This is a genomic window from Serratia sp. JUb9 (assembly GCF_014298095.1).
Classification (GTDB): domain Bacteria; phylum Pseudomonadota; class Gammaproteobacteria; order Enterobacterales; family Enterobacteriaceae; genus Serratia_B; species Serratia_B rhizosphaerae.
Window position 1 is genome coordinate 2,209,235 of record NZ_CP060416.1, and the last position, 24,454, is coordinate 2,233,688.

Consider the following 24,454-nt stretch of genomic DNA (forward strand, 5'->3'; position numbering starts at 1 on the left):
AGGACCTCTGGAATGAAGAAAGTCACCCGCGTGGCGCTGTTGGCGCTGCTGGTTGCCAACGGCGCGACCGCCGCGCAATATGCGCTCGACAATGAGAAGATTGCCGTAACCTTTGACGAGGGCAAATCGGCGCTGGCGATTAAAGATAAGGCCGGCGGAAGCCGGCTGGCGCCGCAGGAGCTGTTTTTTCTGACGTTGCCGGATGAAACGGTAATTCATGCTGCGGATTTCACGCTGAAGAGCGTCAGCCAGCAGGGCGATGCGATCGTGCTGGCGTATACGCGCCCGGACTTCAACGTCAGCGTGACGCTCAACACGCTGCACGGCAAGTATGCCCGCATCGATTATAAGATTACGGCGCTGAAGCAGGCGCGCAGCGTGGCGAAGATCACGTTCTTCCCGACGAAGAAGCAGTCCCAGGCCCCGTATGTTGACGGTGCGATTAACAGTTCGCCGATTATCGCCGACTCATTCTTTATCATGCCGGAAAAACCGATCGTCAATACCTACGCCTACGAGGCCACCACCAACCTGAATGTGGAACTGGCGACGCCGATACAGCCGGAAACGCCGGTCAGCTATCGTATCTATTTCGGCACCTTCCCGCAGGTCGGCCAGCTGCGCCGCAGCGTCAACCAGTTCATTAATACGGTGCGCGCGCGGCCGTATCAGCCTTATCTGCACTACAACAGCTGGATGGATATCGGCTTTTTCACCACCTATACCGAACAGGATGTGCTGAAACGGATGGACGAGTGGGACAAAGCCTTTATCAGCGGGCGCGGCGTGAAGCTGGACGCGTTCTTGCTGGACGACGGCTGGGATGACCGCACCGGACGCTGGCTGTTCGGCCCGGCCTTCCGCCACGGCTTTGGCACGGTGAAAAAGAAAGCGGAAAGTCTGCACAGTTCGGTCGGCCTGTGGCTGTCGCCGTGGGGCGGCTATAACACACCGCGCGATATACGCGTCTCCCACGCCAAAGAGTACGGCTTTGAAACCGTTGACGGCAAGCTGGCTCTGTCCGGCCCGAACTACTTTAAGAATTTTAATCAGCAGATCGTCAAGCTGATCAAGAACGAGCATATCACCTCGTTCAAGCTGGACGGCATGGGCAACGCCAACGCGCATCTTGCCGGCAGTCCGTTCGCCTCGGATTTTGATGCTTCGATCGCGCTGCTGGACTCTATGCGCGCCGCCAATCCGAATCAGTTTATCAACCTGACCACCGGCACCAACGCCAGCCCGTCCTGGCTGTTTTATGCCGATTCCATCTGGCGGCAGGGGGATGATATCAATCTGTACGGCAAAGGTTCGCCGGTGCAGCGGTGGATGACCTACCGCGATGCGGAAACCTATCGCTCGATCGTCAGAAAAGGGCCGCTGTTCCCGCTGAATTCACTGATGTATCACGGCATTATCAGCGCGGCAAATGCCTACTACGGCCTGGAGAAAGTACAGAGCGACGACGACTTTGACGACCAGGTGTGGAGCTTCTTCGCCACCGGTACGCAGCTGCAGGAGCTGTATATCACCCCGTCGATGCTGAACGACCATAAGTGGGATACGTTGGCGCAGGCGGCGACGTGGTCGCGGGATAATGCCGATGTGCTGGTCGATACCCACTGGATCGGCGGTGACCCGACGCGGCTGGAGGTATACGGTTGGGCGTCGTGGCAACCGGAGAAGGCGATTTTCGGCCTGCGTAACCCGCTGGATAAGCCGCAGGCCTATTACCTGAACCTGAGTAAAGACTTTGAAATCCCGCAGGGCGCCGCCACCCGCTTTAGCCTGAAGCCGGTTTACGGCAACAATGCCACCTTCCCGCAGGCGTATCAGCAGGCGCTGGTGGTTACCCTGCAGCCGCTGGAAACGCTGGTGTTTGAGACGACGCCGGTCAAATAGGCGCAGCTTAATTCCGACTAGTAAAAATCCACGCTGCGGCGTGGATTTTTACTATCGGCTCAGACCCGTTCGCCGCCAATCACCTCGCGGATGCGTTTGGCGATGTGCGCCACGTGGGTTTCCAATGCAAAGTGGCCGGTAACGCTTGTTCACCGGCACAGGCTAATTTTCCCGTCCCTTATCCCCGACCTCCATTTCATGATGTCCGCGCCTTAAACAGCGCGGGCTGCGCTTCGGCCACGGGAAACGGCCTGGCGCGCTGACGCATCCGACGTAGCGATTTGTGAATTTTTTTCATAACCACATTGAGCAGGAAACTGTTAATTATTTGTCTAATATTTGTAAATATAAAAAGTCTTCTTCATCTCCGTCATTTTTCTGACGTACCCACCCTTATCAGCATTGCGGGGTAGCCATTGCCTGAGCCTGCAAGCTGAACAGCCGTCATTGTGAGCACTATTTTATCTGGAGCGGTTAGCGATGGAACTCGATATCAACAACAAGATTTATCAGACCGATGCGGACGCGGATACGCCGCTGTTATGGGTTATCCGCGACGATCTGGCCATGACCGGCACGAAATATGGCTGCGGCCTGGCGCAGTGCGGCGCCTGTGCGGTTATGGTGGACGGCCAGGCCGTGCGTTCCTGCGTGACGCCGCTGGAGACCGTCGCCGGGAAAAAAATCACCACCATTGAGGCGATCGAAAGTGATGACGTCGGCAAGCGCGTGGTGGCGGCGTGGGTTCGGCATCAGGTGCCGCAATGCGGTTATTGCCAGTCTGGCCAGGTGATGGCGGCAACCGCCTTGTTAAAGCATAACGCTCATCCTTCGGACGAGGAGATTGCTGCGGCGATGGTGAATTTATGCCGCTGCGGTACCTACAACGCTATCAGCGCCGCCATTCATGAGGTTGCGGGGGAGGGAGACAACGCATGAAACGACGCGATCACGATCTGACAGCTCTGGATGAGCAACCGGTTAACCTTTCACGGCGTCGTTTTCTGCTGGCCGGCGGCAGCCTTGCCGGCGCTTTGGTGCTGGGCGTCGGTTTGCCGATTGGGCAGAGCCGCGCTCAGGCGGCTGAAGCCGTTTTAGCGCCGGGGACGCGGGTGCCGGCATTCCTAGAAATCCGCCCCGACAGCTCGGTGAAATTCCTTTCGCCGTTTATCGAGGGCGGACAGGGGATATTTACCGCGATGGCGCAGATAGTTGGTGAGGAGCTGGATGCCGATCCGGCGACCTTTATCGTCGAGAATGCGCCGGCCGGTTCACAATATCAGGTGATGGAGGGCGGGATGCGCATCACCGGCGGCAGCCAGTCGGTGCGGGCCAGCTACACCACCATGCGTCGTCTCGGCGCTCTGGCGCGGCAGATGCTGCTGCAGGCAGCAGCGGCGGAGCTTTCCGTGCCGGTTGAACAGCTGCAGACCGAGCCGGGACGGGTTATTCATGCGGCTTCCGGTCGTTCGCTGAGCTATGGCGAACTCGCCGCCCGCGCCCGCGATTTATCCGTTCCGTCGCCGGATTCAGTGACGCTTAAAGATCCTGCCCGCTTCCGTTGGATCGGCAAACCGGTTCAGCGCCTCGATATGCATGAAAAGTCGACGGGCAAGGCCGTCTATACCATCGACTGCCGCGTTGACGACATGTTGCATGCCGCCGTCCAGCATGCGCCACGGCTTGGCTTGCATGCCGGCAAGTTGCGTAATGAAGATAAGGTCAAGGCGATGAAAGGCGTGCACTCGGTACATGTACTGCCGGGGGCGGTGGCCGTGGTGGCGGAGCGCTGGTGGCAGGCGAAACGCGCCGCCGAAGCGCTGCAGGTTGAGTGGCTGGAGCCTGACACGCCGGACGGTAACTATATGCCTGCCGATTTCTCCTCTGAAGCGTTTGCCGCCGTGCTGGCGCAGGAGCCGGGCAAGGGCGAAGACGCGGAAGTGAAGGGTGATATCGCGCAGGGAATGTCAGCGGCGGAAACCACGCTGAGCGCGACCTATCACAGCCAGTATCTCAATCATGCCCAGCTTGAGCCGCCTTCCGCGCTGGCGCGCTTTAATAACGACGGCACCCTGGAGCTGTGGATACCGAATCAGGCGCCGGAAATGTTTCAGGCCGACGTGGCTAAACGCACCGGACTCGCCCCTGAAAAAATCATTATCCATTCACCGCTGCTCGGCGGTTTCTTTGGCCGCCACTTTGTCTATGACACCGCGATGGTGTATCCGCAGGCCATTGCGCTGGCCAAAGCGGTTGGCCGGCCTATCAAGCTGATCTGGAGCCGGGAGGAGGAGTTTCTGCGCGACACCCACCGGCCGATGGCCGCGGTGCGTTTCCGTGCCGGGCTGGATGCGCAGGGCTACCCCGTGGCGCTGGAGGCGGTCAGCATCTGCGAAGGGCCGACGGAAGGGCAGGCAGGCAAACACGGCGAGCAGCTGGATCCCACGGCATTGGAAGGCTTGACGGGTAAAGCGTATGCCATTCCCAACGTGCGTATCGCGCAGATCTATAAAAAGGGGCCGGTCAAGCTGGGTTACTGGCGCTCGGTGGGCAACTCAATGAATGATTTTCTCTATGAGTGTTTCCTCGATGAGATCGCCGATAAGAGCAAGCTGGATCCTTTCGCCTTGCGACTGCATTTGTTGAAGGGGAATCAACGGCTGACGACGTTGCTCAACAAAGTGGCGGAGATGTCCGGCGGCTGGCAGGCCGGCCCTTATACCGCGCCTGACGGCAGCCGCCGGGCGCGTGGGGTGGCGATGGCCTCGCCGTTTGGCTCTGAGGCGGCGGCCATTGCCGAGGTTTCCATCGAGAATGGTCAGGTTAAGGTGCATCAGGTCTGGGAGGCGATCGATCCCGGCAGCATTGTTAATCCGGCAATCATTGAGGCGCAGGTCAATAGTGCTGTTGCCCTTGGGCTATCTCAGGTGCTGCTAGAAGAGAGCGTGTATGAAAAAGGCCAGCCGGTCGCGCGCAATTACGATATGTACCCGATTCTGCCGCCCTCGCGCATGGCGCCGGTGCAGGTACGCATTGTGGAGAGCGGCGCCAAAATGGGCGGCATTGGTGAGCCGCCACTGCCCGCCATACCGCCGGCCGTGGCGAACGCCGTCTCCCGCTTGACCGGCGAGCGGATCCGCTCCATGCCGCTGTCACGTTTTAACTTCAGCTGAGCCGCAGGCGCTTAAGGGAAAGAATCATGAAACTGAAAAGGCTCGGCCTGATAGTGGCCGGTTTGGTGGGCGTCGCCGCGGTGGCGACCGTGTGGCTGCTGCGTACGCCTGCTTCAACGTTTGATCATGAGCCGACGGACACGTCGGCAATCTCCGCCGATCTGATTCGCCAGGGGGAGTATGTCGCCCGGCTCGGCGACTGTGTGGCATGCCACAGCACGCCGGACGGCGCGCCTTTCAGCGGTGGCCTGGCGATGGCGACGCCGGTAGGGAAAATCTACACCACCAACATTACGCCTGATGACGAGACCGGCATCGGGCGCTACACGCTGGCCGATTTCGATCGCGCGGTGCGCCACGGCGTCGCACGTGACGGCCATCGCCTGTACCCAGCCATGCCGTTTCCTTCTTACCAGAAGCTGAGCGATGAGGACGTGGCGGCGCTGTATGCCTTTATGATGCAGGGCGTTAAACCGGTATCCCGCCAGAATAGCCCGACAGAAATTCCGTGGCCGCTGAATATGCGCTGGCCGCTGGCGCTGTGGAGCGCGGCGTTTTCCCGCGGCGGGCCTTATCAGGCGCAGGAGAGCCAGGACGAACAGTGGAACCGTGGCGCGTATCTGGTGGAGGGGCCGGGGCATTGCGGCAGTTGCCATACGCCGCGCGGGCTGGCCTTTAATGAGAAGGCGCTGGACGCCGGCAGCCAGGAGTATCTGGCCGGCGCGCTGCTGGACGGCTGGTATGCGCCAAGTCTGCGTAACGATGCCAATACCGGCATCAGCCGCTGGAGCGAAGAGGACGTTGTGACATTCCTTAAGCAGGGGCGCAACCAGCACGCCGTGGTGTTCGGCTCAATGACTGATGCGTTCAACAACTCAACCCAGTTTATGAGCGATGACGATCTGCGCGCGATCGCCCACTATCTGAAGGCGTTGCCGGCCGGCAGTAATAACAGCGGCAACGCCTGGCGATATCCGCAAGGAGAAGCCTCAGCTGCTGCGCCGGGCGGCAGCGGGAGTCATCCCGGCAGGCAGACCTATATGGCGCGCTGCAGCAGCTGCCACGGTGCGGATGGTCGTGGTCAGGCGCCGTGGATCCCGCCGCTGGCCGGCGCGACGTCAATGCAGGTTGATGCGTCGTCTTCCATCAACGTGGTGCTGAACGGCTCCGCGCGTATTGTGGCCGACGGCGTGCCGGATGCCTACCGTATGCCGCCGTACCGTAAACAGCTTACCGACCAGCAGACCGCCGACGTGCTGAACTTTATTCGTACCTCATGGGGGAATCAGGGCGCGGAGACGGATGCCAAGGCGGTTGGGGAGCTACGCGAGAAAACCGATCCCGCCAGCAGCAACGTTATTATCCTGCAGATGCGTTAAGGACGAGCGGTGATGATGAATAAAAAAACCACGCGTTAGCGTGGTTTTTTATGGGGAGAGGTTATCTATCAGACGTTAAACAGGAAGTTCATTACGTCGCCGTCTTTGACGATGTACTCTTTACCTTCAGAGCGCATCTTTCCGGCTTCTTTCGCGCCTTGCTCGCCCTTGTAGGTAATGAAGTCGTCAAAGGCGATGGTCTGCGCGCGGATAAAGCCCTTCTCGAAGTCGGTGTGGATCTTGCCGGCTGCCTGCGGTGCGGTAGCGCCGACCGGGATGGTCCAGGCGCGCACTTCTTTGACGCCGGCGGTGAAGTAGGTCTGCAGGTTCAGCAACTGGTAACCGGCACGGATCACGCGGTTCAGGCCTGGCTCTTCCAGACCCAGTTCGGCCATAAACTCGTCGCGCTCTTCGTCATCCAGTTCGGCAATGTCGGATTCGACGGCGGCACAGACGGCGACCACCACGGAGCCTTCGCCGGCGGCGATTTCACGCACTTTGTCGAGGTACGGGTTGTTTTCAAAGCCGTCTTCGTTCACGTTGGCGATGTACATGGTCGGCTTCAGCGTCAGGAAGCTCAGGTAGCGGATGGCCGCTTTCTCTTCCGCGCTCAGATCCAGCGCGCGCAGCATGCCGGCGTTTTCCAGGTGCGGCAGGCATTTTTCCAATGCGGCCAACTCTGCCTTGGCGTCTTTATCGCCGCCTTTGGCTTTCTTCTGGATGCGGTGCATGGCGCGTTCACAGGTATCCAGGTCGGACAGCGCCAGCTCGGTGTTGATCACATCAATATCCGATGCCGGATCGACCTGACCGGAAACGTGAATGATGTTGTCGTTTTCAAAGCAGCGCACCACGTGGCCGATCGCTTCGGTTTCGCGGATGTTGGTCAGGAACTGGTTACCCAGGCCTTCGCCTTTGGAGGCGCCTTTCACCAGGCCCGCGATATCGACGAATTCCATGGTGGTCGGCAGGATGCGCTGGGGTTTGACGATCTCGGCTAACTGGTCCAGACGCGGATCGGGCATCGGAACCACACCGGTGTTCGGTTCAATGGTGCAGAACGGGAAGTTGGCTGCTTCGATACCCGCTTTGGTCAACGCGTTGAACAGGGTGGATTTGCCTACGTTTGGCAGGCCGACGATACCGCATTTGAATCCCATGTTGTTATCACCTTAAATATCTTAACTAACAACCAGTTAGCATTAACTGGCCGCATAAAGGGCAGAATAATTGCGTCATTATACACGTAATGCGCATCTATCACGATCCCGGCGTGAGGGCGGAGAGCTTTGCTTACGAAGTTTGTGTTGAGATCTTGCTCACGTTTCAACATACTGTTTACTATCTTTAACCAACAGGAAACGCGCGGATGTACTTCTTGCCTACTCCACCCTGAGTTTTCCCGCCCGCTTACTCTCTCTGTAACAGCATTGGCCTTGCGCCGGCGCTGATGTTTTTTGCTGCCTGCATCAGGCATGCACTGTTTTTGCAATCTCAGACTATCTGGAAAATTTATGCTTAACCTGAGCAACTTCAGGCTGGCGGACGTCAAGAATGAAGTCCTGGCCGGCTTTGTTGTCGCGGTATCCATGATCCCGGAAGCCGTCGGCTTCTCTCTGGTCGCCGGGCTGTCGCCCATCGTCGGCCTGCATACCGCATTTATTATCGGCCTGACCACGGCGCTGTTCGGCGGTAAACCCGGCATGGTGTCCGGCGCGGCCGGCTCCATCGTGGTGGTGTTAATGAGCCTGGCGGCCCAGCACGGGATGGATTACGTGCTGTGGGCGACCATTTTTGCCGGCGTGATTCAAATCCTGATCGGCATTTTCCGCCTGGGGAAATTTATTCGTCTGGTACCGCTGCCGGCGATTCATGGCTTCGTCAACGGCCTGGCGATCGTTATTATGTTGGCGCAGCTGCATATGGTCGCCGGGCAGGGGCCGCTGATGTACGGCCTGGTGCTGCTGGCGATTCTGGTGGTGGTATTCTTCCCGCGTCTGACCAAGGCGATCCCGGCATCTTTGGCGGCGCTGATCGTGGTGTCGGCGCTGGCGATCGGGTTTGGACTGAATACGCTGCGGGTGGGGGATTTGGCGGATATCTCCGGCAGTCTGCCGCACTTTAGCCTGCCGATGGCGCCGTTTACGCTCGATATGCTGAAGGTGGTGCTGCCATACGCCGTGATTATCGCGCTGGTCGGTTTGATTGAATCGCTGTTGACCATGACGGTGCTGGATGAAATGGGCAACAGTAAAGGCAACGGCAACCGTGAAAGCATCGCCCAGGGGGCAGGGAATACTATTTGCGGGCTGTTTGGCTGCTTTGCCGGTTGTGCGATGATCGGCCAGTCGATCATCAACTTCACCTCCGGCGGCCGTGGCCGCATCTCTGCAGCGGTTGGCGCTATTTTGCTGATTCTGTTTGTGGTCAGCCTGTCATCCTACATCGGTTATATTCCCGTTGCCGCGCTGGCCGGCATTATGCTGGTGGTGTGCTATAACACCTTCGAGTGGAGTTCGCTGCGCCGCTTAAAAAGAATGCCGAAAGAAGACGCCTTTATTCTGCTGACCGTCACCGTTATTACGGTATTTGCAGATTTGGCCGTGGCGGTTATCAGCGGTGTCATTATTTCGGCGTTGGTCTTTGCCTGGAAACAGGCAAAAATATCTATCCGTGATAAAAAAGAAGAAAACAACACCGTTGTTTATTCTTTAGCGGGGCCGCTCTTTTTCGGATCCACGACGGACTTTGCCGAGCTCTTTGACCCTGCACACGATCCGGCGTTGGTTATTTTAGACTTTGCACAGACCCGGGTGATGGATTCCAGCGGCGTAGAGGCGATTGATAAGCTCACGGCGCGCTACCTGGCCGCCGGCAAGACGGTGCGTCTGCGTCATCTAAGCGCTGACTGCGTCAGTCTGCTGAAGCAGGCTGGTCCGTTCTGTCTTCATGAATTGGACGATCCCACCTATCGCGTTGCCGCAGACTAAAATACCAAACCCCAATAATAAAGATTATTGGGGTTTTTCTGAATTAAAGCTGATAAATAACAAGAATGTTCCATTTATCTCTTTGGTATTATTAATTTTTTTTGTAATTTTTTAGATGTGTTTTATTGTTGCATTGAATGAGGCTGGTTACTCCGGCTCGGCATTTTTTTTGCGTTTGGAGGATGTCAAGGAGGATAGGTTAAATGAATGGAATGTTTATTTATATAACGCCAACATTATTAATGTTATCTTTACTTTCTTTTTCACTGCATAGCCGTAATATGCTAAGGGAAAAGCCTGTACTACGTCACTCAATCAGGAAAAAACGCCGCTCCATCCGCCGACGTCTAGGCATTGCCTGACTGACATTGAGTCCTAGGCAATGTCAGACGGCCGTTAATTGCGGCGAAGCGTCAAGTCGGCGTCTTGTTTTGTGAGAAATAAAGTGAGGCTGCATGGTTAACCATGCAGCCTGAGACTGACTTCAGTTGCCAGCTTTAAATGCATGCAGACGGTTCATGGCCTTGGTCATACCGTCTTTTAACAGCACTTCGGTGCAGCGCAGCGACTCGTCTATTGCTTCATCGATCAGGTTCTGTTCGCTGGCCGGCGGTTTGCCCAGTACGAATCCCACGACTTTGTTGCGGTCGCCCGGATGACCGATGCCAATACGCAGACGATAAAAGTTCGGGTTGTTCGCCATCTTGCTCTGAATATCTTTTAAGCCGTTATGACCGCCGTTGCTGCCACCCAGTTTTAACTTGGCGACGCCCGGCGGCAAATCAAGCTCATCATGAGCGACCAGGATTTCATCTGGCTGGATGCGATAGAACGACGCCATGGCCGCCACGGCCTTACCGCTCAAATTCATAAACGTGGTTGGCACCAACAGCCGGACGTCGTTTCCGGCCAGGTTCAGGCGTGCGGTATAGCCGAAGAATTTGCCTTCTTCTTTCAACGCCTGGTTATGGCGTTGCGCCAGTTGATCTACATACCAGGCGCCTGCATTGTGGCGCGTTTGCGCATATTCGGCGCCGGGGTTGGCCAGGCCGACAATCAATTTGATACTGCTCACGGAGAGATTCACTATGCTCAAAATAATGGAAAGGGCATTAGTCTACCTTCCGTTGCGCCGAATGACAAAACACGTCGTGTTCGGTAATAAACGACAGCCCTTTACTTTGAAAAGTGAATAATGCACACGGGTTATAGTTCAACTTTATAGCTAGTTGCTGCTTCTAAAGTAAAGATTTGTCAGTGTTAATTACACATCTGTGATCGCCAACGCAATACCCTTGCCCCGGGAGTGTCTATAATTAATTCATCGCAGGGAGTTAACAATGACTTATTCATCCCGCTGGCATTTAGCGCTATGGAGGTGACATATGAAACGTAAAAACGCGGATGTGATGGGTAACGCTCTGATGGGGCTTGGGCTGTTGGTGATGATTGGCGGCGTTGGCTATTCCATTGTCGCCGAGGTCTCTCAGTTCAATTTACCGCAGTTTTTCTCCCACGGAGCGATATTCAGTATCTTTATCGGCGCCTTGCTGTGGCTGGCCGGCGCGCGTATCGGCGGACGTGAACAGGTTGCGGATCGCTATTGGTGGGTAAAACATTTTGATAAGCGTTGCCGCAATAGCCATCATCGTTCATCGCATTAGTCATTACGTCAGGGAGACAGAGGGGCACAGGTACTGTGACGCGTAACCAGGTTTAACGCTATGAGCGCTTTAAAATAGAAAACCCGTTGTTGCCGAGGCGCCAACGGGTTTTTCTTTTACTGCGTCTGACCATGTTCAACGGCGGCGCGGAATGCCCGCGCCGACGGAGAATTAATGTTCGAACATCGCAGAGATTGACTCTTCATTGCTGATACGGCGGATAGCTTCAGCCATCATGCCGGACAGGGTCAGAGTACGTACGTTTTTCAGTGCCTTGATTTCTGGTGACAGCGGGATGGTGTCGCAGACGATCACTTCATCAATCACGGAATTCTTGATGTTGTCTACGGCGTTGCCGGAGAAGATCGGGTGCGTCGCGTAGGCGAATACGCGCTTGGCACCGCGTTCTTTCAACGCTTCAGCCGCTTTACACAAGGTGCCGCCGGTATCGATCATGTCATCGACCAGAATGCAGTCGCGGCCGGCAACGTCACCGATGATGTGCATCACCTGAGAAACGTTGGCGCGTGGGCGACGTTTATCAATAATGGCCATATCGGTATCGTTGAGCAGCTTGGCAATTGCACGTGCGCGCACGACGCCGCCGATATCCGGAGAAACAACGATCGGGTTTTCCAGGTTCTGCTGCAGCATATCTTCAAGCAGAATCGGGCTGCCGAAGACGTTATCAACCGGTACATCGAAGAAGCCTTGGATCTGTTCAGCATGCAAATCCACGGTCAGCACGCGGTCAACCCCGACGCTGGACAGGAAGTCGGCAACCACTTTAGCGGTGATTGGCACACGCGCGGAGCGAACGCGACGGTCCTGACGGGCATAGCCGAAGTAGGGGATAACGGCGGTGATGCGGCCTGCAGAAGCGCGCCGCAGGGCATCGACCATGACAACCAGTTCCATCAGGTTGTCATTGGTGGGAGCGCAGGTGGACTGGATGATGAAAATATCACCACCGCGTACATTTTCGTTGATTTGCACGCTCACTTCGCCGTCGCTAAAACGACCTACAGCGGCGTCACCAAGGCTGGTGTACAAACGGTTGGCAATACGTTGTGCTAGTTCCGGGGTGGCGTTACCAGCAAAAAGCTTCATATCAGGCACGAGAAGAACCTCAGGCTTGCGTCCAGAGAAGATGCTATTGACAGTCGGCCAGCACAGGGGGCTGTTGAGCATGGCTGACGCAATAGACATACGGGTATGTAAAACTATGAGGCGTAGTAGCGCAGGGATACAGGGCCGAATAAAACGGGCCCTGCGCAACGAAACGTCGAGCTACGACTCAAATTTGCCCGGAACGGGTACGATGTAGTGGTGAAATGTTAACGCCACGCGCTACAAAACCACGCAACCACGCCGGGGCTTGATTTAACACCTGGCGGGCTTCGGACTCGGTGTTGAACTCTGCAAACACACAAGCACCTGTGCCGGTCAGGCGTGACGGCGCGTATTGTAACAGCCAAGAAAGAAGCTGTTCAACCTCGCGAAAACGTTTTCTTGCGATCGGTTCGCAATCATTGGCGTACGGTAATTGAAACAGTTCATTTAGCGTGCGCACCGGCGTATCCCTTTTCAGTTCGGCATCGCCGAAAATCAGCGGTGTAGGAATACTGACGCCGGGGTGGGCGACCAGGTACCATTTTTCCTGCGGATCGGCAGGCTGCAGCCGTTCGCCGATGCCCTCGGCGAACGCGGCGTGGCCGCGCACGAACACCGGCACGTCGGCGCCGAGGCTCAGACCCAGTTCGGCCAGCCGTTCGTCGCTAAGGCCGCACTGCCACAGGCTGTTCAGCGCCACCAGCACCGTCGCCGCGTTTGATGAGCCGCCGCCCAGGCCGCCGCCCATCGGCAGCACTTTCTCAACCCGGATGTCGGCGCCGCGCGGCGGGGTGGCGATCTGCTGTTCATCACAGTAACGCTGCAGCAGGCGGGCGGCGCGTACGATCAGGTTGTGCTCATCCTCAACGCCGTCAACCGGCGTCAGCAGGCAGATTTTATCATCCTGACGCGGAGTGATGGTCAGCGTGTCGCCGTAATCAAGGAATTGAAACAGTGTCTGCAGCTGATGGTAGCCGTCTGCGCGACGGCCGGTGATATATAAAAACAGGTTTAACTTTGCCGGCGAGGGCCACTGCTGAATCATTTGAGCGTCCAGTTATCCATTTTCAGCTTGATGCGTTGGTCGCCCTGCTGCAGCTCCAGACGGCTCGGCAACTGGGGCTGAATATCGCTGTTATAGTCCTGATAGCTGACTTTCCAGCTCAGGCCTTCCTGCTGGTAATTCAGTTTGCTCAGGCGGTAGCGGTCATCCAGGGTAAAGTCGGTCGCTTCTCCGGGCAGGCCGAGCATCCACTGACGCAGATTATTCATCGGAATCGCCATGCCGGTCATCTTACGGATCATCTCCTCGGCATTGTCGCTGACGTAGCGTTTGCCCTGATTATCGGTCAGCTGCACCACGTTTTTCTGCACGTTCAGCTCCAGCTCGGTGCTGCCGAGCGGGTTGGTCAGCAGCAGACGGTAGCGATCCGGCGAATATTGCTGCCAGAAGAAGCGGGCGTAGACTTTTTTGCTGTCGGAAAGATAGGCGAAAGCGCCGCGGGTCTGATACTGGTTTAACTGCTGCACCGCTTGCTCATGGGCTCGCCACTCAGGAGACGTCGGGCTGGTGGCCGGGCCGGTCGGTCTGGTGGTGGTACAGGCCGCCAGCACCAGGCTGGCCAGCGGGATAAGGCGTAGCAAACTGACTTTGCGGATAGGCATAACGATTTTTTGTCCTTTTGTCCTGGCGGGCTGACGTGACGCCACCCATTTTTGCCACCACGCTAACGGCACAGGCGCGCAGCGTCAATATTATGATTCAGCGCGTCGGCGTCAGGGCGGACGAATGTTCATAGTGTACGCGGAGATAGGGGGAAGGATGTAGCAAGAAGATGAAAAATGCGGTTTTTTCTCAGAAAACGGGGCGCCGCGCCGGCAAGGCGGGCGCCCGTACGATCAGAAGTCGTAACGCAGACGTACGACGGTCATATCGCCAAGGTTGTCGGTGCTGGAGGTGAACACGTGTTCCACATCGGTACGGAAGCCGTAGTCGAACTGGAAGGTGACGCCCAGACCGTTATCGATACGCTGATAGTTGCGGCCGCTGACGTATTCCAGGCGGTCGCCCATCACATAAGGGGTGACGGATTTCAGCGCATACTGGCCGACCGGTGCGGTGTAGCCGGCGTAGTATTCAATACCCCAGGCGTCGCCGGCGAAGTAATTGTGCACGTCGGTCTGCTTGGTGGTCAGGAAGTTATTGTACCAGCCGCCGCCGAAGCTGAAGGTCCAGTTGTCAGGCTTCCAGCTCAGCGCCGTACCCAGGATGTTCTGGTCGTAGGTTTTGCTGTCTCCGCCGGTCGGATCGCGCATTTCCGCACGGGTGTAGTTCCACGCGGTGCCCCAGGTCAGGTCGCGGGTCAGATGGTAATCGACGCCCAGTGAGCCGCCGCCTTTGCGCTTATAACGCAGGCCGTTGCCCGGCAGGTAGTCGCTGTCGTTGAACAGGTAAGAGGCGTAGACGTCGGCATCGCCGAAGGTCTTCTTGTACTTCAGCATTTTGCGGGAACGGTAAGAGCCGTCGTAGTCGCCGTTGATGCCGTTGCCCGGTGCCTGGGCGAGCATGTCGTAATCCCAGATATCGGTTTTGGCGCCGACCACATCATAGTAAACGCTGTTTTGCTGGCCGAAAGTCAACTGGCCCCAGGTATTGCTCTTCAGGCCGGTGTACAGCATGCGGCGGCTGGTGTTGTTGGCGCCGTCGGCGTAGTGGTTGTCCCAGTCAAACAGCGCCGGGATGTTGACGCCCAGTTCGTAGTAGCTGATCCAGCTGATGTCATCGAACAGGTAGTAGTCAGCGGCAAAGCGGAAGCGGGTGCCGCCGTCAAAGCCGTTGCGTTTGTAAGAGCCTTTATCGCCGTCGCCGGTCATCATATTGAACTGTGGACGGATGCTGCCGCCGACGGTGAAGTTGAGACGGCTCAGCGGATCGCCGGCCTGCGGATCCTGTTTCAGTAAGGTGATTTCTGCCTGCGCGGCAAAGGCGGTGCAGCCAGCTATCAGACCAACGGCCACGCCGCGGGCTAAACGACTAATTTTATGTGCCATATCCATACCTGCTTTTTATATTTATACAATTTTTTAATTCCGACGAATGGTTCGCACCGATGCTCAAACCACCCGCGGCGTCCTTTATATAATGCATTATCACTTCGGGCGCCGATGTTATCGGGGCTGAACGGATAAACCGATATTATTCGCTATGTACGAATTTATACGGCGCGGAATTATGCGAACAGGCGGACAGAAATTCAATAATAACAATTGGGAAGGTTGCCAGTGGTTATAATCATAACTAACTATTGATTAATATCCGTACAGGTTCAGCGCAGGAGCGCCATGGCGCGGCGAGTTTTATCTGGCCGGCAAAAAGCGCTAAACTACACATAACACGCGATCGTTACCTGATTTAATCGGCCAGCGGCGTCGGTTCTTTAGTTTTGATCGTCATTATAAATTAATGGTTTGTTTTTAAGCGGTTGTTTGATGTGTGCCGACGATGGCAGCGATTGGGCGTAAGATGCGCTTGTTGCTTTTATTGATGCCGCGCATCAAGTAGAATGCCGTCAACGAAACCCGTACCAACAGAAGTATTACTTGAAGCAATGACCCTGCTTGCCTTAGGCATTAACCACAAAACCGCACCGGTTGCTTTGCGGGAAAAAGTCACCTTTTCTCCAGAGAGCATTGACCAGGCGCTCAATAGTCTGCTCCAGCAGCCGCTGGTGCAGGGCGGCGTCGTGTTGTCCACCTGTAACCGCACCGAGCTGTACCTCAGCGTGGAGCAGCAGGAGCACATTCACGAGCAACTGGTGGCCTGGCTGTGTGAATACCATCAGCTGAGCCCGGAAGAGGTGAAAAAGAGCCTGTACTGGCATCACGGTAATGATGCGGTCAGCCACCTGATGCGCGTTGCCAGCGGTCTGGACTCACTGGTGCTGGGCGAACCGCAGATTCTTGGCCAGGTGAAAAAAGCCTTTGCCGAGTCCCAACGTGAGCAGTCGCTATCCGGTGAGCTGGAGCGCCTGTTCCAAAAGTCCTTCTCCGTCGCCAAGCGCGTGCGTACCGAAACCGAGATTGGCGCCAGCGCCGTGTCCGTGGCGTTTGCCGCCTGTACGCTGGCGCGCCAGATTTTCGAGTCGTTGGCGGATCTGAACGTGTTGCTGGTGGGCGCGGGCGAAACCATTGAGCTGGTTGCGCGTCATCTGCGGGAACATCAGGTCAAGCATATGATCATCGCCAACCGTACCCGCGAGCGGGCGCAACTGCTGGCGGATGAAGTCGGCGCCGAGGTGATTACGCTGCCGGAAATTGACGCGCGCCTGGCCGATGCTGACATCATTATCAGTTCGACGGCCAGTCCTCTGCCGATCATCGGCAAAGGCATGGTTGAGCGGGCGCTGAAGGCGCGCCGCAATCAGCCGATGCTGCTGGTGGACATCGCCGTTCCGCGCGATATCGAGCCGGAGGTCGGCAAGCTGGCGAACGCCTATCTGTACAGCGTTGACGACCTGCATGCGATTATTCAGAACAACCTGGCGCAGCGTAAGGCGGCGGCAGTGCAGGCGGAATCCATCGTTCAACAGGAAAGCACCAATTTTATGGCCTGGCTGCGCTCGCAGGGTGCGGTGGAAACCATTCGCGACTACCGCTCGCAGGCCGATCAGATCCGCAGCGAAATGGAAGCCAAAGCGTTAGCGGCCATCGCGCAGGGTGCCAATGTGGAGCAGGTGATCCATAAATTGGCCCATAATCTGACCAATCGTCTTATTCATGCCCCTACCAAATCCCTCCAGCAGGCTGCCGGCGACGGCGATGTGGAGCGGTTACAAATATTACGCGACAGCCTCGGGCTGGATCAGCACTAGTTTCTCTCTATTTACAGGGTTTAAAACCACGCATGAAGCCTTCTATTGTTGCCAAACTGGAAGCGTTACAAGAGCGCCATGAAGAAGTTCAGGCGCTGCTCGGCGATGCCGGCGTTATTGCCGATCAGGACCGGTTCCGGGCATTGTCGCGCGAATATGCGCAGCTGACCGATGTCAGCAACTGTTTCCTGCAGTGGCGCCAGGTGCAAGACGATCTTGCGACCGCCGAGATGATGCTGGAAGACCCGGAAATGCGCGAGATGGCGCAGGAAGAGATTAAACAGGCCAGAACGGTGATCGAAGAGCTGGAGCAACAGCTGCAGCTGTTACTGTTGCCGAAAGACCCCGACGATGAGCGCAGCTGCTTCCTCGAAGTTCGCGCCGGCACCGGCGGCGACGAGGCGGCGCTGTTCGCCGGCGACCTGTTCCGGATGTACAGCCGCTATGCCGAAACGCGCCGCTGGCGGGTAGAAGTGATGAGCGCCAACGAAGGCGAGCACGGCGGTTTTAAAGAAGTGATCGCCAAAGTCTCGGGCGAGGGCGTATACGGCCAGCTGAAGTTTGAATCTGGCGGCCATCGCGTGCAGCGCGTGCCGGAAACCGAATCTCAGGGGCGCATTCACACCTCGGCCTGCACCGTTGCGGTGATGCCGGAGGTGCCGGAGGCTGAACTGCCGGATATCAACCCCGGTGACCTGAAAATCGACACCTTCCGTTCTTCCGGCGCCGGCGGTCAGCACGTTAACACCACCGATTCGGCGATCCGTATTACCCACCTGCCGACCGGCATTGTGGTGGAGTGTCAGGACGAGCGCTCACAGCATAAAAACAAAGCGAAAGCGATGTCGGTTCTGGGCGCGCGCATCCGTGCCGCCGAGGTGGCCAAACGCCAGCAGGAAGAGGCATCAACGCGGCGTAACCTGCTGGGCAGCGGTGACCGTTCCGATCGTAACCGTACCTATAATTTCCCGCAGGGCCGCGTGACCGATCACCGCATTAACCTGACGCTCTACCGGCTGGACGAAGTGATGGAAGGGAAGCTGGATATGCTGATCCAACCTATCGTGCAGGAATACCAGGCGGATCAGCTGGCTGCGTTGTCCGCCGAGCAAGAGTGATGGATTATCAAAGCTGTCTGAAGGCGGCAACGGCCCGGCTGACGGAGAGCGACAGCGCCCGGCGGGACGCGGAAATCCTGTTGGGGTTTGTCACCGGGCGCGCCAGAACCTATCTGCTGGCGTTTGGCGAGCGTTGCCTGACCCCTCAGGAGATCGCCCGGCTGGAAATATTGCTGACGCGCCGGGCGCGCGGCGAGCCGATTGCCTATCTGGTGGGCGAGCGTGAATTCTGGTCGCTGCCGCTGTCTGTTTCCCCCGCAACCCTGATTCCACGGCCGGACACCGAATGTCTGGTCGAGCAGGCGCTGGCACGTCTGCCTGCCGGCGCCTGCGCCATTCTCGATCTGGGTACCGGCACCGGCGCCATTGCGTTGGCGTTGGCCAGCGAACGTCCCGACTGTACGGTAACCGGCGTTGATTTCCAGCCTGAAGCGGTGGCGCTGGCGCGCCATAACGCGCAAAAACTGGCGATTACCAATGCGCAGTTTGTTCAGGGCAGTTGGTTTTCGCCGCTGGCCGGGCAGCGTTTCCAGCTGATTGCCAGTAACCCGCCTTATATCGACGCCGCCGATCCGCATCTGTCGCAAGGGGATGTCCGCTTTGAGCCGGACAGCGCGCTGGTGGCGGAGGAGAACGGCCTGGCGGACTTACGCGCCATCGTGCGCCAGGCGCCGGAGTATCTTTTGCCGCAAGGCTGGCTGCTGCTGGAGCACGGCTGGCAACAGGCGGCCAGCGTGCGTGAACTGCTGGCCGAGGCGGGCTTTGGCGCCGTGGAGAGCCGCCGTGACTATGGCGGCAACGAGCGGGTAACGCTGGGGCAGTATCTGCCGGCCCAATAATAATTACTGGAAAGCAAAGGGAATGACCATGACAGCCTACGCCGCGTTAAAAAATTTGCATCTGTTGACGGTAACCATCAGTATTGTTTTGTTTGTATTGCGTTTTTTCTGGAAATGGCGTGATTCGGCGATGATGAACCGGCGCTGGGTGAAGATAGCGCCGCATATTAATGACACCGTGCTGTTTCTGAGCGGCATTGCACTGGTGGTGATGTTCCAGCTTTACCCGCTGCTGGGCATGGACTCCTGGCTGACCGAAAAGCTGTTTGGCGTTATTATCTATATCCTGCTGGGCTACGTTGCACTGAGCAAGAAAGTCCGCAGCGCGGGGTTACGCACGTCGGCGTTTATTCTGGCTCTGGGCTGTCTCTACCTGATTATTAAACTTGCCACGACGAAAATACCGTTTCTGATGGGATACCTATGAGTAGCATTGCTGATTTTGAATTTAATTCTTCACCGCTGAGCGCAGGGGTCATTCTGGTGTCTCAGCGCGTGCGGCGAGATTTTCCTGCTGCCGACGTGGCGCGCCAACTGCAGCGATTGTCTGAAGAAGCGCGGGCGGCAGTGCCGGACGATCTCAGTCAGGAACAGCGATTAGAGGCACTCATTGAGCTGTTTTACCGTACCTGGGGGTTTGGCGGGGCGAGCGGCGTCTACCGTCTTTCTGATGCCATCTGGCTGGATAAGGTGTTGGAAGGGCGCCAGGGTACGCCGGTATCGCTGGGCACTATCTTTTTGCACATCGCCCATCAGCTCGGTTTACCGCTGATGCCGGTAATTTTTCCGACCCAGTTAATCCTGCGGGCCGACTGGATGGATGATGAGATGTGGCTAATCAATCCGCTTAACGGCGAAACGCTGAATGAGCATACGCTTGAGGCCTGGATCAGGGGCAATCTGGGTTTATCCGCCGAACTGGAAGATGACGATCTGGATGAAGCGGAGAATAATATGGTGGTGCGTAAGATGCTCGATACGCTGAAAGCCGCCCTGATGGAAGAAAAGCAGATGGAAATGGCGCTGCGCGCCAGTGAAACGGTGCTGTGCTTTGACCCGGACGATCCGTATGAAATTCGTGACCGTGGTTTAATCTATGCGCAGCTGGAGTGCAACCATGTGGCGATTTCTGACCTCAACTATTTTATCGAGCAGTGTCCTGAAGATCCGGTCAGCGAAGTGATCAAAGTACAGATCCACGCGATCGAACCCAAACAGGTGACGCTGCACTAATTTTGGCGACTTACCCTCAATAAAGGCGAAAGCATGAAACAGAAAGTGATTAGCATTGGCGACATCAACGTAGCGAACGACCTGCCGTTTGTGCTGTTCGGTGGTATGAACGTGCTTGAATCGCGCGATTTGGCGATGCGCATCTGCGAACACTACGTCACGGTGACGCAAAAACTGGGTATTCCTTACGTCTTCAAGGCTTCATTTGATAAAGCCAACCGCTCTTCCATTCACTCTTATCGCGGGCCGGGCCTGGAAGAGGGGATGCGTATTTTTGAAGAGTTGAAGCAAACCTTCGGCGTAAAAACCATCACCGACGTGCATGAGGCTGCTCAGGCTCAGCCAGTGGCGGAAGTGGTTGATGTTATTCAGCTGCCTGCGTTTTTGGCGCGTCAGACCGATCTGGTGGAAGCGATGGCGAAAACCGGCGCGGTGATCAACGTTAAAAAACCACAGTTCGTCAGCCCGGGCCAGATGGGCAACATCGTGGAGAAATTCAAAGAAGGCGGCAACGACCAGGTTATTCTGTGCGACCGCGGCAGCAACTTTGGCTATGACAACCTGGTGGTTGATATGTTGGGCATCAACGTGATGAAGAACGCCACCGGCGGCCATCCGGTGATTTTCGACGTGACCCATGCGCTGCAAACCCGCGATCCGTTTGGCGCCGCTTCCGGCGGTCGTCGCGCTCAGGTAACTGAACTGGCGCGCGCCGGTATGGCGGTGGGCCTGGCCGGCCTGTTTATTGAGGCGCACCCGGATCCGAACAACGCCAAGTGCGACGGCCCGTCAGCGCTGCCGCTGGATAAGCTGGAGCCGTTCCTGGTACAGATGAAGGCGATCGACGATCTGGTGAAAAGTTTCCCGGAACTCGATACCAGCAACTGATTCCCAGCTGTTGAATGGAAAAAGCCCGACATGACGTCGGGCTTTTTTATTGCGGTGTTGAGCCGGCTTTAGTTCGCAGCTAAAAAGATATAAAAAAGTAGAATGTTTATCTATTTGTTACTACTTTATCATACGTATAGTATCGGTTTATTTCTATACGTCGTTATCTTTATTCCGCCCACTCAATTAATTTTGCCATTAATATAACCAAATGGAATATGCCAACCAATGATACATCATGTATATTTTATTTTTTGTGGTTTTTATTGCAAAGGATTATGTAATGATTTGTGGCCTTTTTTTGCGTAACTTTAAAAATTATGAAAATATCAATTTCATACCATTTTTAACGTCAGGAAGCGATCGCATGACAATTTTTGCCGGCGATAATGGCGCCGGTAAGTCTGCGATACTAGAAAGTATCGACTGTTTAATGAATAATGTTGATAGCAGGGAGTGGGCATACTCGATTGGACAGAAAAAAGATCGCGTCAACATATTCCCATTATTCATTATTAAAAAATCAGAATGGCTTGGTGATGATATTCAGCAGATGGAGAGGATTTCCCATTATTTTTGGAACTTTAATTTTCTTGAAGTGTCAAACACTGAGTTTACAAAGAAATATATTACATATCGAGATAGTCTGAGAGATTGGTATTCCCCGGATGATTATTTTTTAATATCTATTGGTAAGAACTTTGATGGTGCAGTGCTGTTAACAAGTACTTTTCATAAAAAAATAACGGATGCGACAAAGAAAGATGGTGTTTCGAAAGACAAAATAACCAGTATCTTTAAGAGGATATTGGATCGTTATAAATTTGTCTATATTCCAGTGGAGAATAAAACAAGTGATATATTGTCTCTTCAGGCGTATGAAATGCAGGGTATGATGGATAGGGAGATTTCTGATGAAATCAGAATGCTTTTATCTAACAAAGAGCATAATCTATCTGAAGATCATCCTTTAAATAAGGGGAAAGGAAAAACAAAGAAGCATAGTGTGATTGATATTATTAATAGCAAGCTTGATTTATATATTGATGAAATTAATAAAAAAATACCTGAGGGTTATAAATTTGAATATAAAGGGGCAATTAAGCGGCCAATAAAGCCAACTGATATTTTAGATTCTATCTTCTTGAGGTATTTTACGTTTAGACCATTATCAAAAGATTCAAAGAACATTAAAAACTTAAGTTCTGGAGAGCAGCGTATAGCGCTAATCGATGTGGCGACAGCTCTATTGTCTACCGAGTCGCCTAAAAATAAAGAGGTTATTCTTGCAATTGATGAACCTGAAGTGTCATTGGAGCCAGCACATAGATTTGAACAATTTTGTAGTTTAATAAATTTATCTGAAAGGTATGGTAGACAAATATTTATAACAACTCATTGGTATGGGTTGGTGTTAAGACCTATGCATGCGTCATTACATTATATTTCTAGAGGGGAGGCTAATAATAATGTTGTGATAGATGCATTTCCATTGCAAAACATCCAAGAAGGTAGAAGGGCATTTCCCAATTCAATAGAAATTAAAAGCTATTTTGATTTGATGGCATCAATGTTAAGTTTATTGAAGAAAAATGAATACAATTGGATATTTTGCGAAGGAAGTGAAGATTGTTTATACTTAAATTCTTATTTAAAGGACTCGATCCCTAATCTATTTATTCTTCCATTTAATGGTTGTGGTAATATCAAGAAGATTTTTGAGTTTCTGCATGTTCCGTTTTCCGATGAGCAAGAAAATAAATTAATAAAGGGGAAGGTACTATGCTTAATAGATACAGATACAAAGAATTTAATCAGAATGGAAGGGTATAATCACGGACGGTATAATAGAAAACTTGGTTTTTTCAGACTGTCGATTAGAAATGATGAATCTAATCTCATCAGTATTGCATCAACTGATGCAACAAATACCGAGATTGAAGACTTGTTAGATCCTGAGTTATTTTATTCATCATTAGAAAAAATATCAAAAGATGATAGTATTTTACAGGGTTTTATGAGGTTGTATGAATTTAAAAAGGGGGTTAAATTTACAAACATAAGTAACGGTATGGAATTCTTAAGTAAAAAAACCAAAGACTCCTATGAAAGAATGAAAGAATTCCATGAATATATAACGACAGATAGAATGAAAAAAATTATTGCTGATGAGTACAATCGAGACCCGGGAAAAGTTGTAATTAGAAGTGAGGATTTATGGGTGAATAAAATAAAATGTTTTTTTGTCAACTCATAATTGGCTATTAGTGCAAGGAAGAAAAATATAAAGTAAAAAATCTTGAACATAAGTTCAGGCTTTCTCTTGGAATATGGCGGTGAGGGAGGGATGTATTCGCTGCGCTCACCCTGCGGGCAGCCTGACGGCTGTGCAAAACGCGTTGCGTTTTGTCGAACCCTGTCGAGGGTTCTCACCCTCCCGGACGGGGAATATAAGCAAAAAAGCCTGAACGTGAGTTCAGGCTTTCTCTTAGAATATGGCGGTGAGGGAGGGATGTATTCGCTGCGCTCACCCTGCGGGCAGCCTGACGGCTGTGCAAAACGCGTTGCGTTTTGTCGAACCCTGTCGAGGGTTCTCACCCTCCCGGACGGGGAATATAAGCAAAAAAGCCTGAACGTGAGTTCAGGCTTTCTCTTAGAATATGGCGGTGAGGGAGGGATTCGAACCCTCGATACACTTTCGCGTATACACACTTTCCAGGCGTGCTCCTTCAGCCACTCGGACACCTCACCATATTGTCGTTGCGCTGAATGCGTCAGGGCAACGGGGCGCTACTATAGGGAGTGAGGGCGGGTGGGTCAAGCATATTTTTTTGGTTTCGTAACGGGTGGTTAAGTTGTGTTCTTTTTGGCTGAAAGTCCGACAAAGTTATTGGGGGTTACCGTCCAAAGCTTCGTTTTATCGAACCCTGTCGAGGGTTCTCACCCTCCCGGTCGGGGAATATAAAGCAAAAAAGCCTGAACATGAGTTCAGGCTCTCTCTCTTGGAATATGGCGGTGAGGGAGGGATGTATTCGCTGCGCTCACCCTGCGGGCAGCCTGACGGCTGTGCAAAACGCGTTGCGTTTTGTCGAACCCTGTCGAGGGTCTCACCCTCCCGGACGGGGAATATAAAGCAAAAAAGCCTGAACATGAGTTCAGGCTTTCTCTTGGAATATGGCGGTGAGGGAGGGATTCGAACCCTCGATACACTTTCGCGTATACACACTTTCCAGGCGTGCTCCTTCAGCCACTCGGACACCTCACCATATTGTCATCGTCAGCGC

General features: G+C 54.5%; 19 protein-coding genes, 2 tRNA genes and 3 other RNA genes. 13 read left to right on the forward strand and 11 right to left on the reverse strand.

The features are described from left to right. The first annotated feature begins 12 nt into the window (after nucleotides 1-12). From HF675_RS10470 to HF675_RS10485, 4 genes are all read left to right on the forward strand, one after another. A complete protein-coding gene (locus HF675_RS10470) occupies nucleotides 13-1,902 on the forward strand; it encodes an enterotoxin (RefSeq protein WP_187044569.1) in 1,890 nt (629 codons plus the stop codon). Between the two features lie 480 nt (nucleotides 1,903-2,382). After that, a complete protein-coding gene (locus tag HF675_RS10475) occupies nucleotides 2,383-2,841 on the forward strand; it encodes a (2Fe-2S)-binding protein (RefSeq protein ID WP_105231440.1) in 459 nt (152 codons plus the stop codon). Then, nucleotides 2,838-5,075: a xanthine dehydrogenase family protein molybdopterin-binding subunit gene (locus tag HF675_RS10480; protein WP_187044570.1), complete on the forward strand. Its 2,238-nt coding sequence runs from the start codon at nucleotides 2,838-2,840 to the stop codon at nucleotides 5,073-5,075. The genes HF675_RS10475 and HF675_RS10480 overlap by 4 nt, the downstream gene beginning before the upstream one ends. Before the next feature lie 26 nt (nucleotides 5,076-5,101). Further along, nucleotides 5,102-6,454, forward strand: coding sequence for a cytochrome c (locus tag HF675_RS10485; protein ID WP_187044571.1), 1,353 nt, complete (start codon nucleotides 5,102-5,104; stop codon nucleotides 6,452-6,454). Nucleotides 6,455-6,522: 68 nt separating this feature from the next. Here HF675_RS10485 and ychF read toward each other — a convergent pair whose 3' ends face one another. Further along, entirely contained in the window at nucleotides 6,523-7,614 is a 1,092-nt protein-coding gene (ychF, locus tag HF675_RS10490) for a redox-regulated ATPase YchF (protein WP_105231437.1), read from the reverse strand. A 354-nt stretch (nucleotides 7,615-7,968) separates the two neighbouring features. On the opposite strand from ychF, the gene HF675_RS10495 reads away from it, so the two are divergent. After that, the gene (locus tag HF675_RS10495) at nucleotides 7,969-9,444 is read left to right on the forward strand and encodes a SulP family inorganic anion transporter (protein WP_105231436.1); all 1,476 of its coding nucleotides are present in this window, start codon (nucleotides 7,969-7,971) and stop codon (nucleotides 9,442-9,444) included. Nucleotides 9,445-9,928: 484 nt separating this feature from the next. Here HF675_RS10495 and pth read toward each other — a convergent pair whose 3' ends face one another. Next, nucleotides 9,929-10,519: an aminoacyl-tRNA hydrolase gene (pth, locus tag HF675_RS10500; RefSeq protein ID WP_105233394.1), complete on the reverse strand. Its 591-nt coding sequence runs from the start codon at nucleotides 10,517-10,519 to the stop codon at nucleotides 9,929-9,931. A 310-nt stretch (nucleotides 10,520-10,829) separates the two neighbouring features. Here pth and ychH point away from each other — a divergent pair, with 310 nt between their 5' ends. After that, nucleotides 10,830-11,108: a stress-induced protein YchH gene (ychH, locus tag HF675_RS10505; RefSeq protein WP_105231435.1), complete on the forward strand. Its 279-nt coding sequence runs from the start codon at nucleotides 10,830-10,832 to the stop codon at nucleotides 11,106-11,108. A 171-nt stretch (nucleotides 11,109-11,279) separates the two neighbouring features. On the opposite strand, the gene prs is transcribed toward ychH, so the two are convergent. From prs to HF675_RS10525, 4 genes are all read right to left on the reverse strand, one after another. Beyond that, a complete protein-coding gene (prs, locus tag HF675_RS10510; protein ID WP_015672655.1) occupies nucleotides 11,280-12,227 on the reverse strand; it encodes a ribose-phosphate diphosphokinase in 948 nt (315 codons plus the stop codon). A gap of 178 nt (nucleotides 12,228-12,405) precedes the next feature. Then, nucleotides 12,406-13,266: a 4-(cytidine 5'-diphospho)-2-C-methyl-D-erythritol kinase gene (gene ispE / locus HF675_RS10515; RefSeq protein WP_187044572.1), complete on the reverse strand. Its 861-nt coding sequence runs from the start codon at nucleotides 13,264-13,266 to the stop codon at nucleotides 12,406-12,408. After that, nucleotides 13,263-13,886 carry a lipoprotein insertase outer membrane protein LolB gene (gene lolB / locus HF675_RS10520; protein WP_187044573.1) on the reverse strand — a complete coding sequence of 208 codons (624 nt, stop codon included), beginning with the start codon at nucleotides 13,884-13,886 and terminating at the stop codon, nucleotides 13,263-13,265. The genes ispE and lolB overlap by 4 nt, the downstream gene beginning before the upstream one ends. A 234-nt stretch (nucleotides 13,887-14,120) precedes the next feature. Beyond that, nucleotides 14,121-15,272: a porin gene (locus HF675_RS10525; protein WP_187044574.1), complete on the reverse strand. Its 1,152-nt coding sequence runs from the start codon at nucleotides 15,270-15,272 to the stop codon at nucleotides 14,121-14,123. Between the two features lie 557 nt (nucleotides 15,273-15,829). On the opposite strand from HF675_RS10525, the gene hemA reads away from it, so the two are divergent. From hemA to HF675_RS10560, 7 genes are all read left to right on the forward strand, one after another. Next, complete coding sequence (gene hemA / locus HF675_RS10530; RefSeq protein WP_105231432.1) at nucleotides 15,830-17,092, forward strand: glutamyl-tRNA reductase; 1,263 nt, start codon at nucleotides 15,830-15,832, stop codon at nucleotides 17,090-17,092. A gap of 32 nt (nucleotides 17,093-17,124) precedes the next feature. After that, nucleotides 17,125-18,210, forward strand: a complete 1,086-nt coding sequence (gene prfA, locus HF675_RS10535; protein ID WP_105231431.1) for a peptide chain release factor 1 — start codon at nucleotides 17,125-17,127, stop codon at nucleotides 18,208-18,210. Next, nucleotides 18,210-19,049 carry a peptide chain release factor N(5)-glutamine methyltransferase gene (gene prmC, locus HF675_RS10540; protein WP_187044575.1) on the forward strand — a complete coding sequence of 280 codons (840 nt, stop codon included), beginning with the start codon at nucleotides 18,210-18,212 and terminating at the stop codon, nucleotides 19,047-19,049. Before prfA ends, prmC begins: the two co-directional genes overlap by 1 nt. A gap of 28 nt (nucleotides 19,050-19,077) precedes the next feature. After that, nucleotides 19,078-19,476 carry a SirB2 family protein gene (locus HF675_RS10545; protein WP_105233390.1) on the forward strand — a complete coding sequence of 133 codons (399 nt, stop codon included), beginning with the start codon at nucleotides 19,078-19,080 and terminating at the stop codon, nucleotides 19,474-19,476. After that, entirely contained in the window at nucleotides 19,473-20,282 is an 810-nt protein-coding gene (sirB1, locus tag HF675_RS10550; RefSeq protein ID WP_111736956.1) for an invasion regulator SirB1, read from the forward strand. The genes HF675_RS10545 and sirB1 overlap by 4 nt, the downstream gene beginning before the upstream one ends. A 33-nt stretch (nucleotides 20,283-20,315) precedes the next feature. Then, complete coding sequence (gene kdsA, locus HF675_RS10555) at nucleotides 20,316-21,170, forward strand: 3-deoxy-8-phosphooctulonate synthase (RefSeq protein WP_015672646.1); 855 nt, start codon at nucleotides 20,316-20,318, stop codon at nucleotides 21,168-21,170. A gap of 238 nt (nucleotides 21,171-21,408) precedes the next feature. Then, on the forward strand, nucleotides 21,409-23,427 hold the full coding sequence (locus tag HF675_RS10560) for an AAA family ATPase (RefSeq protein WP_255427350.1): 2,019 nt from the start codon (nucleotides 21,409-21,411) through the stop codon (nucleotides 23,425-23,427). A 74-nt stretch (nucleotides 23,428-23,501) separates the two neighbouring features. Here the strand turns inward: HF675_RS10560 and HF675_RS10565 are convergent. The 5 genes from HF675_RS10565 to HF675_RS10585 form a co-directional block, all read right to left on the reverse strand. Further along, nucleotides 23,502-23,623: non-coding RNA, RtT sRNA (locus HF675_RS10565), on the reverse strand. 43 nt (nucleotides 23,624-23,666) lie between these two features. After that, nucleotides 23,667-23,788, reverse strand: a non-coding RNA gene (locus tag HF675_RS10570) — RtT sRNA. 43 nt (nucleotides 23,789-23,831) lie between these two features. Then, a tRNA-Ser gene (locus tag HF675_RS10575) sits at nucleotides 23,832-23,921 on the reverse strand. Nucleotides 23,922-24,180: 259 nt separating this feature from the next. Then, a non-coding RNA gene (locus tag HF675_RS10580) (RtT sRNA) lies at nucleotides 24,181-24,301 on the reverse strand. A 44-nt stretch (nucleotides 24,302-24,345) separates the two neighbouring features. Next, a tRNA-Ser gene (locus HF675_RS10585) sits at nucleotides 24,346-24,435 on the reverse strand. Nucleotides 24,436-24,454: the final 19 nt, after the last annotated feature.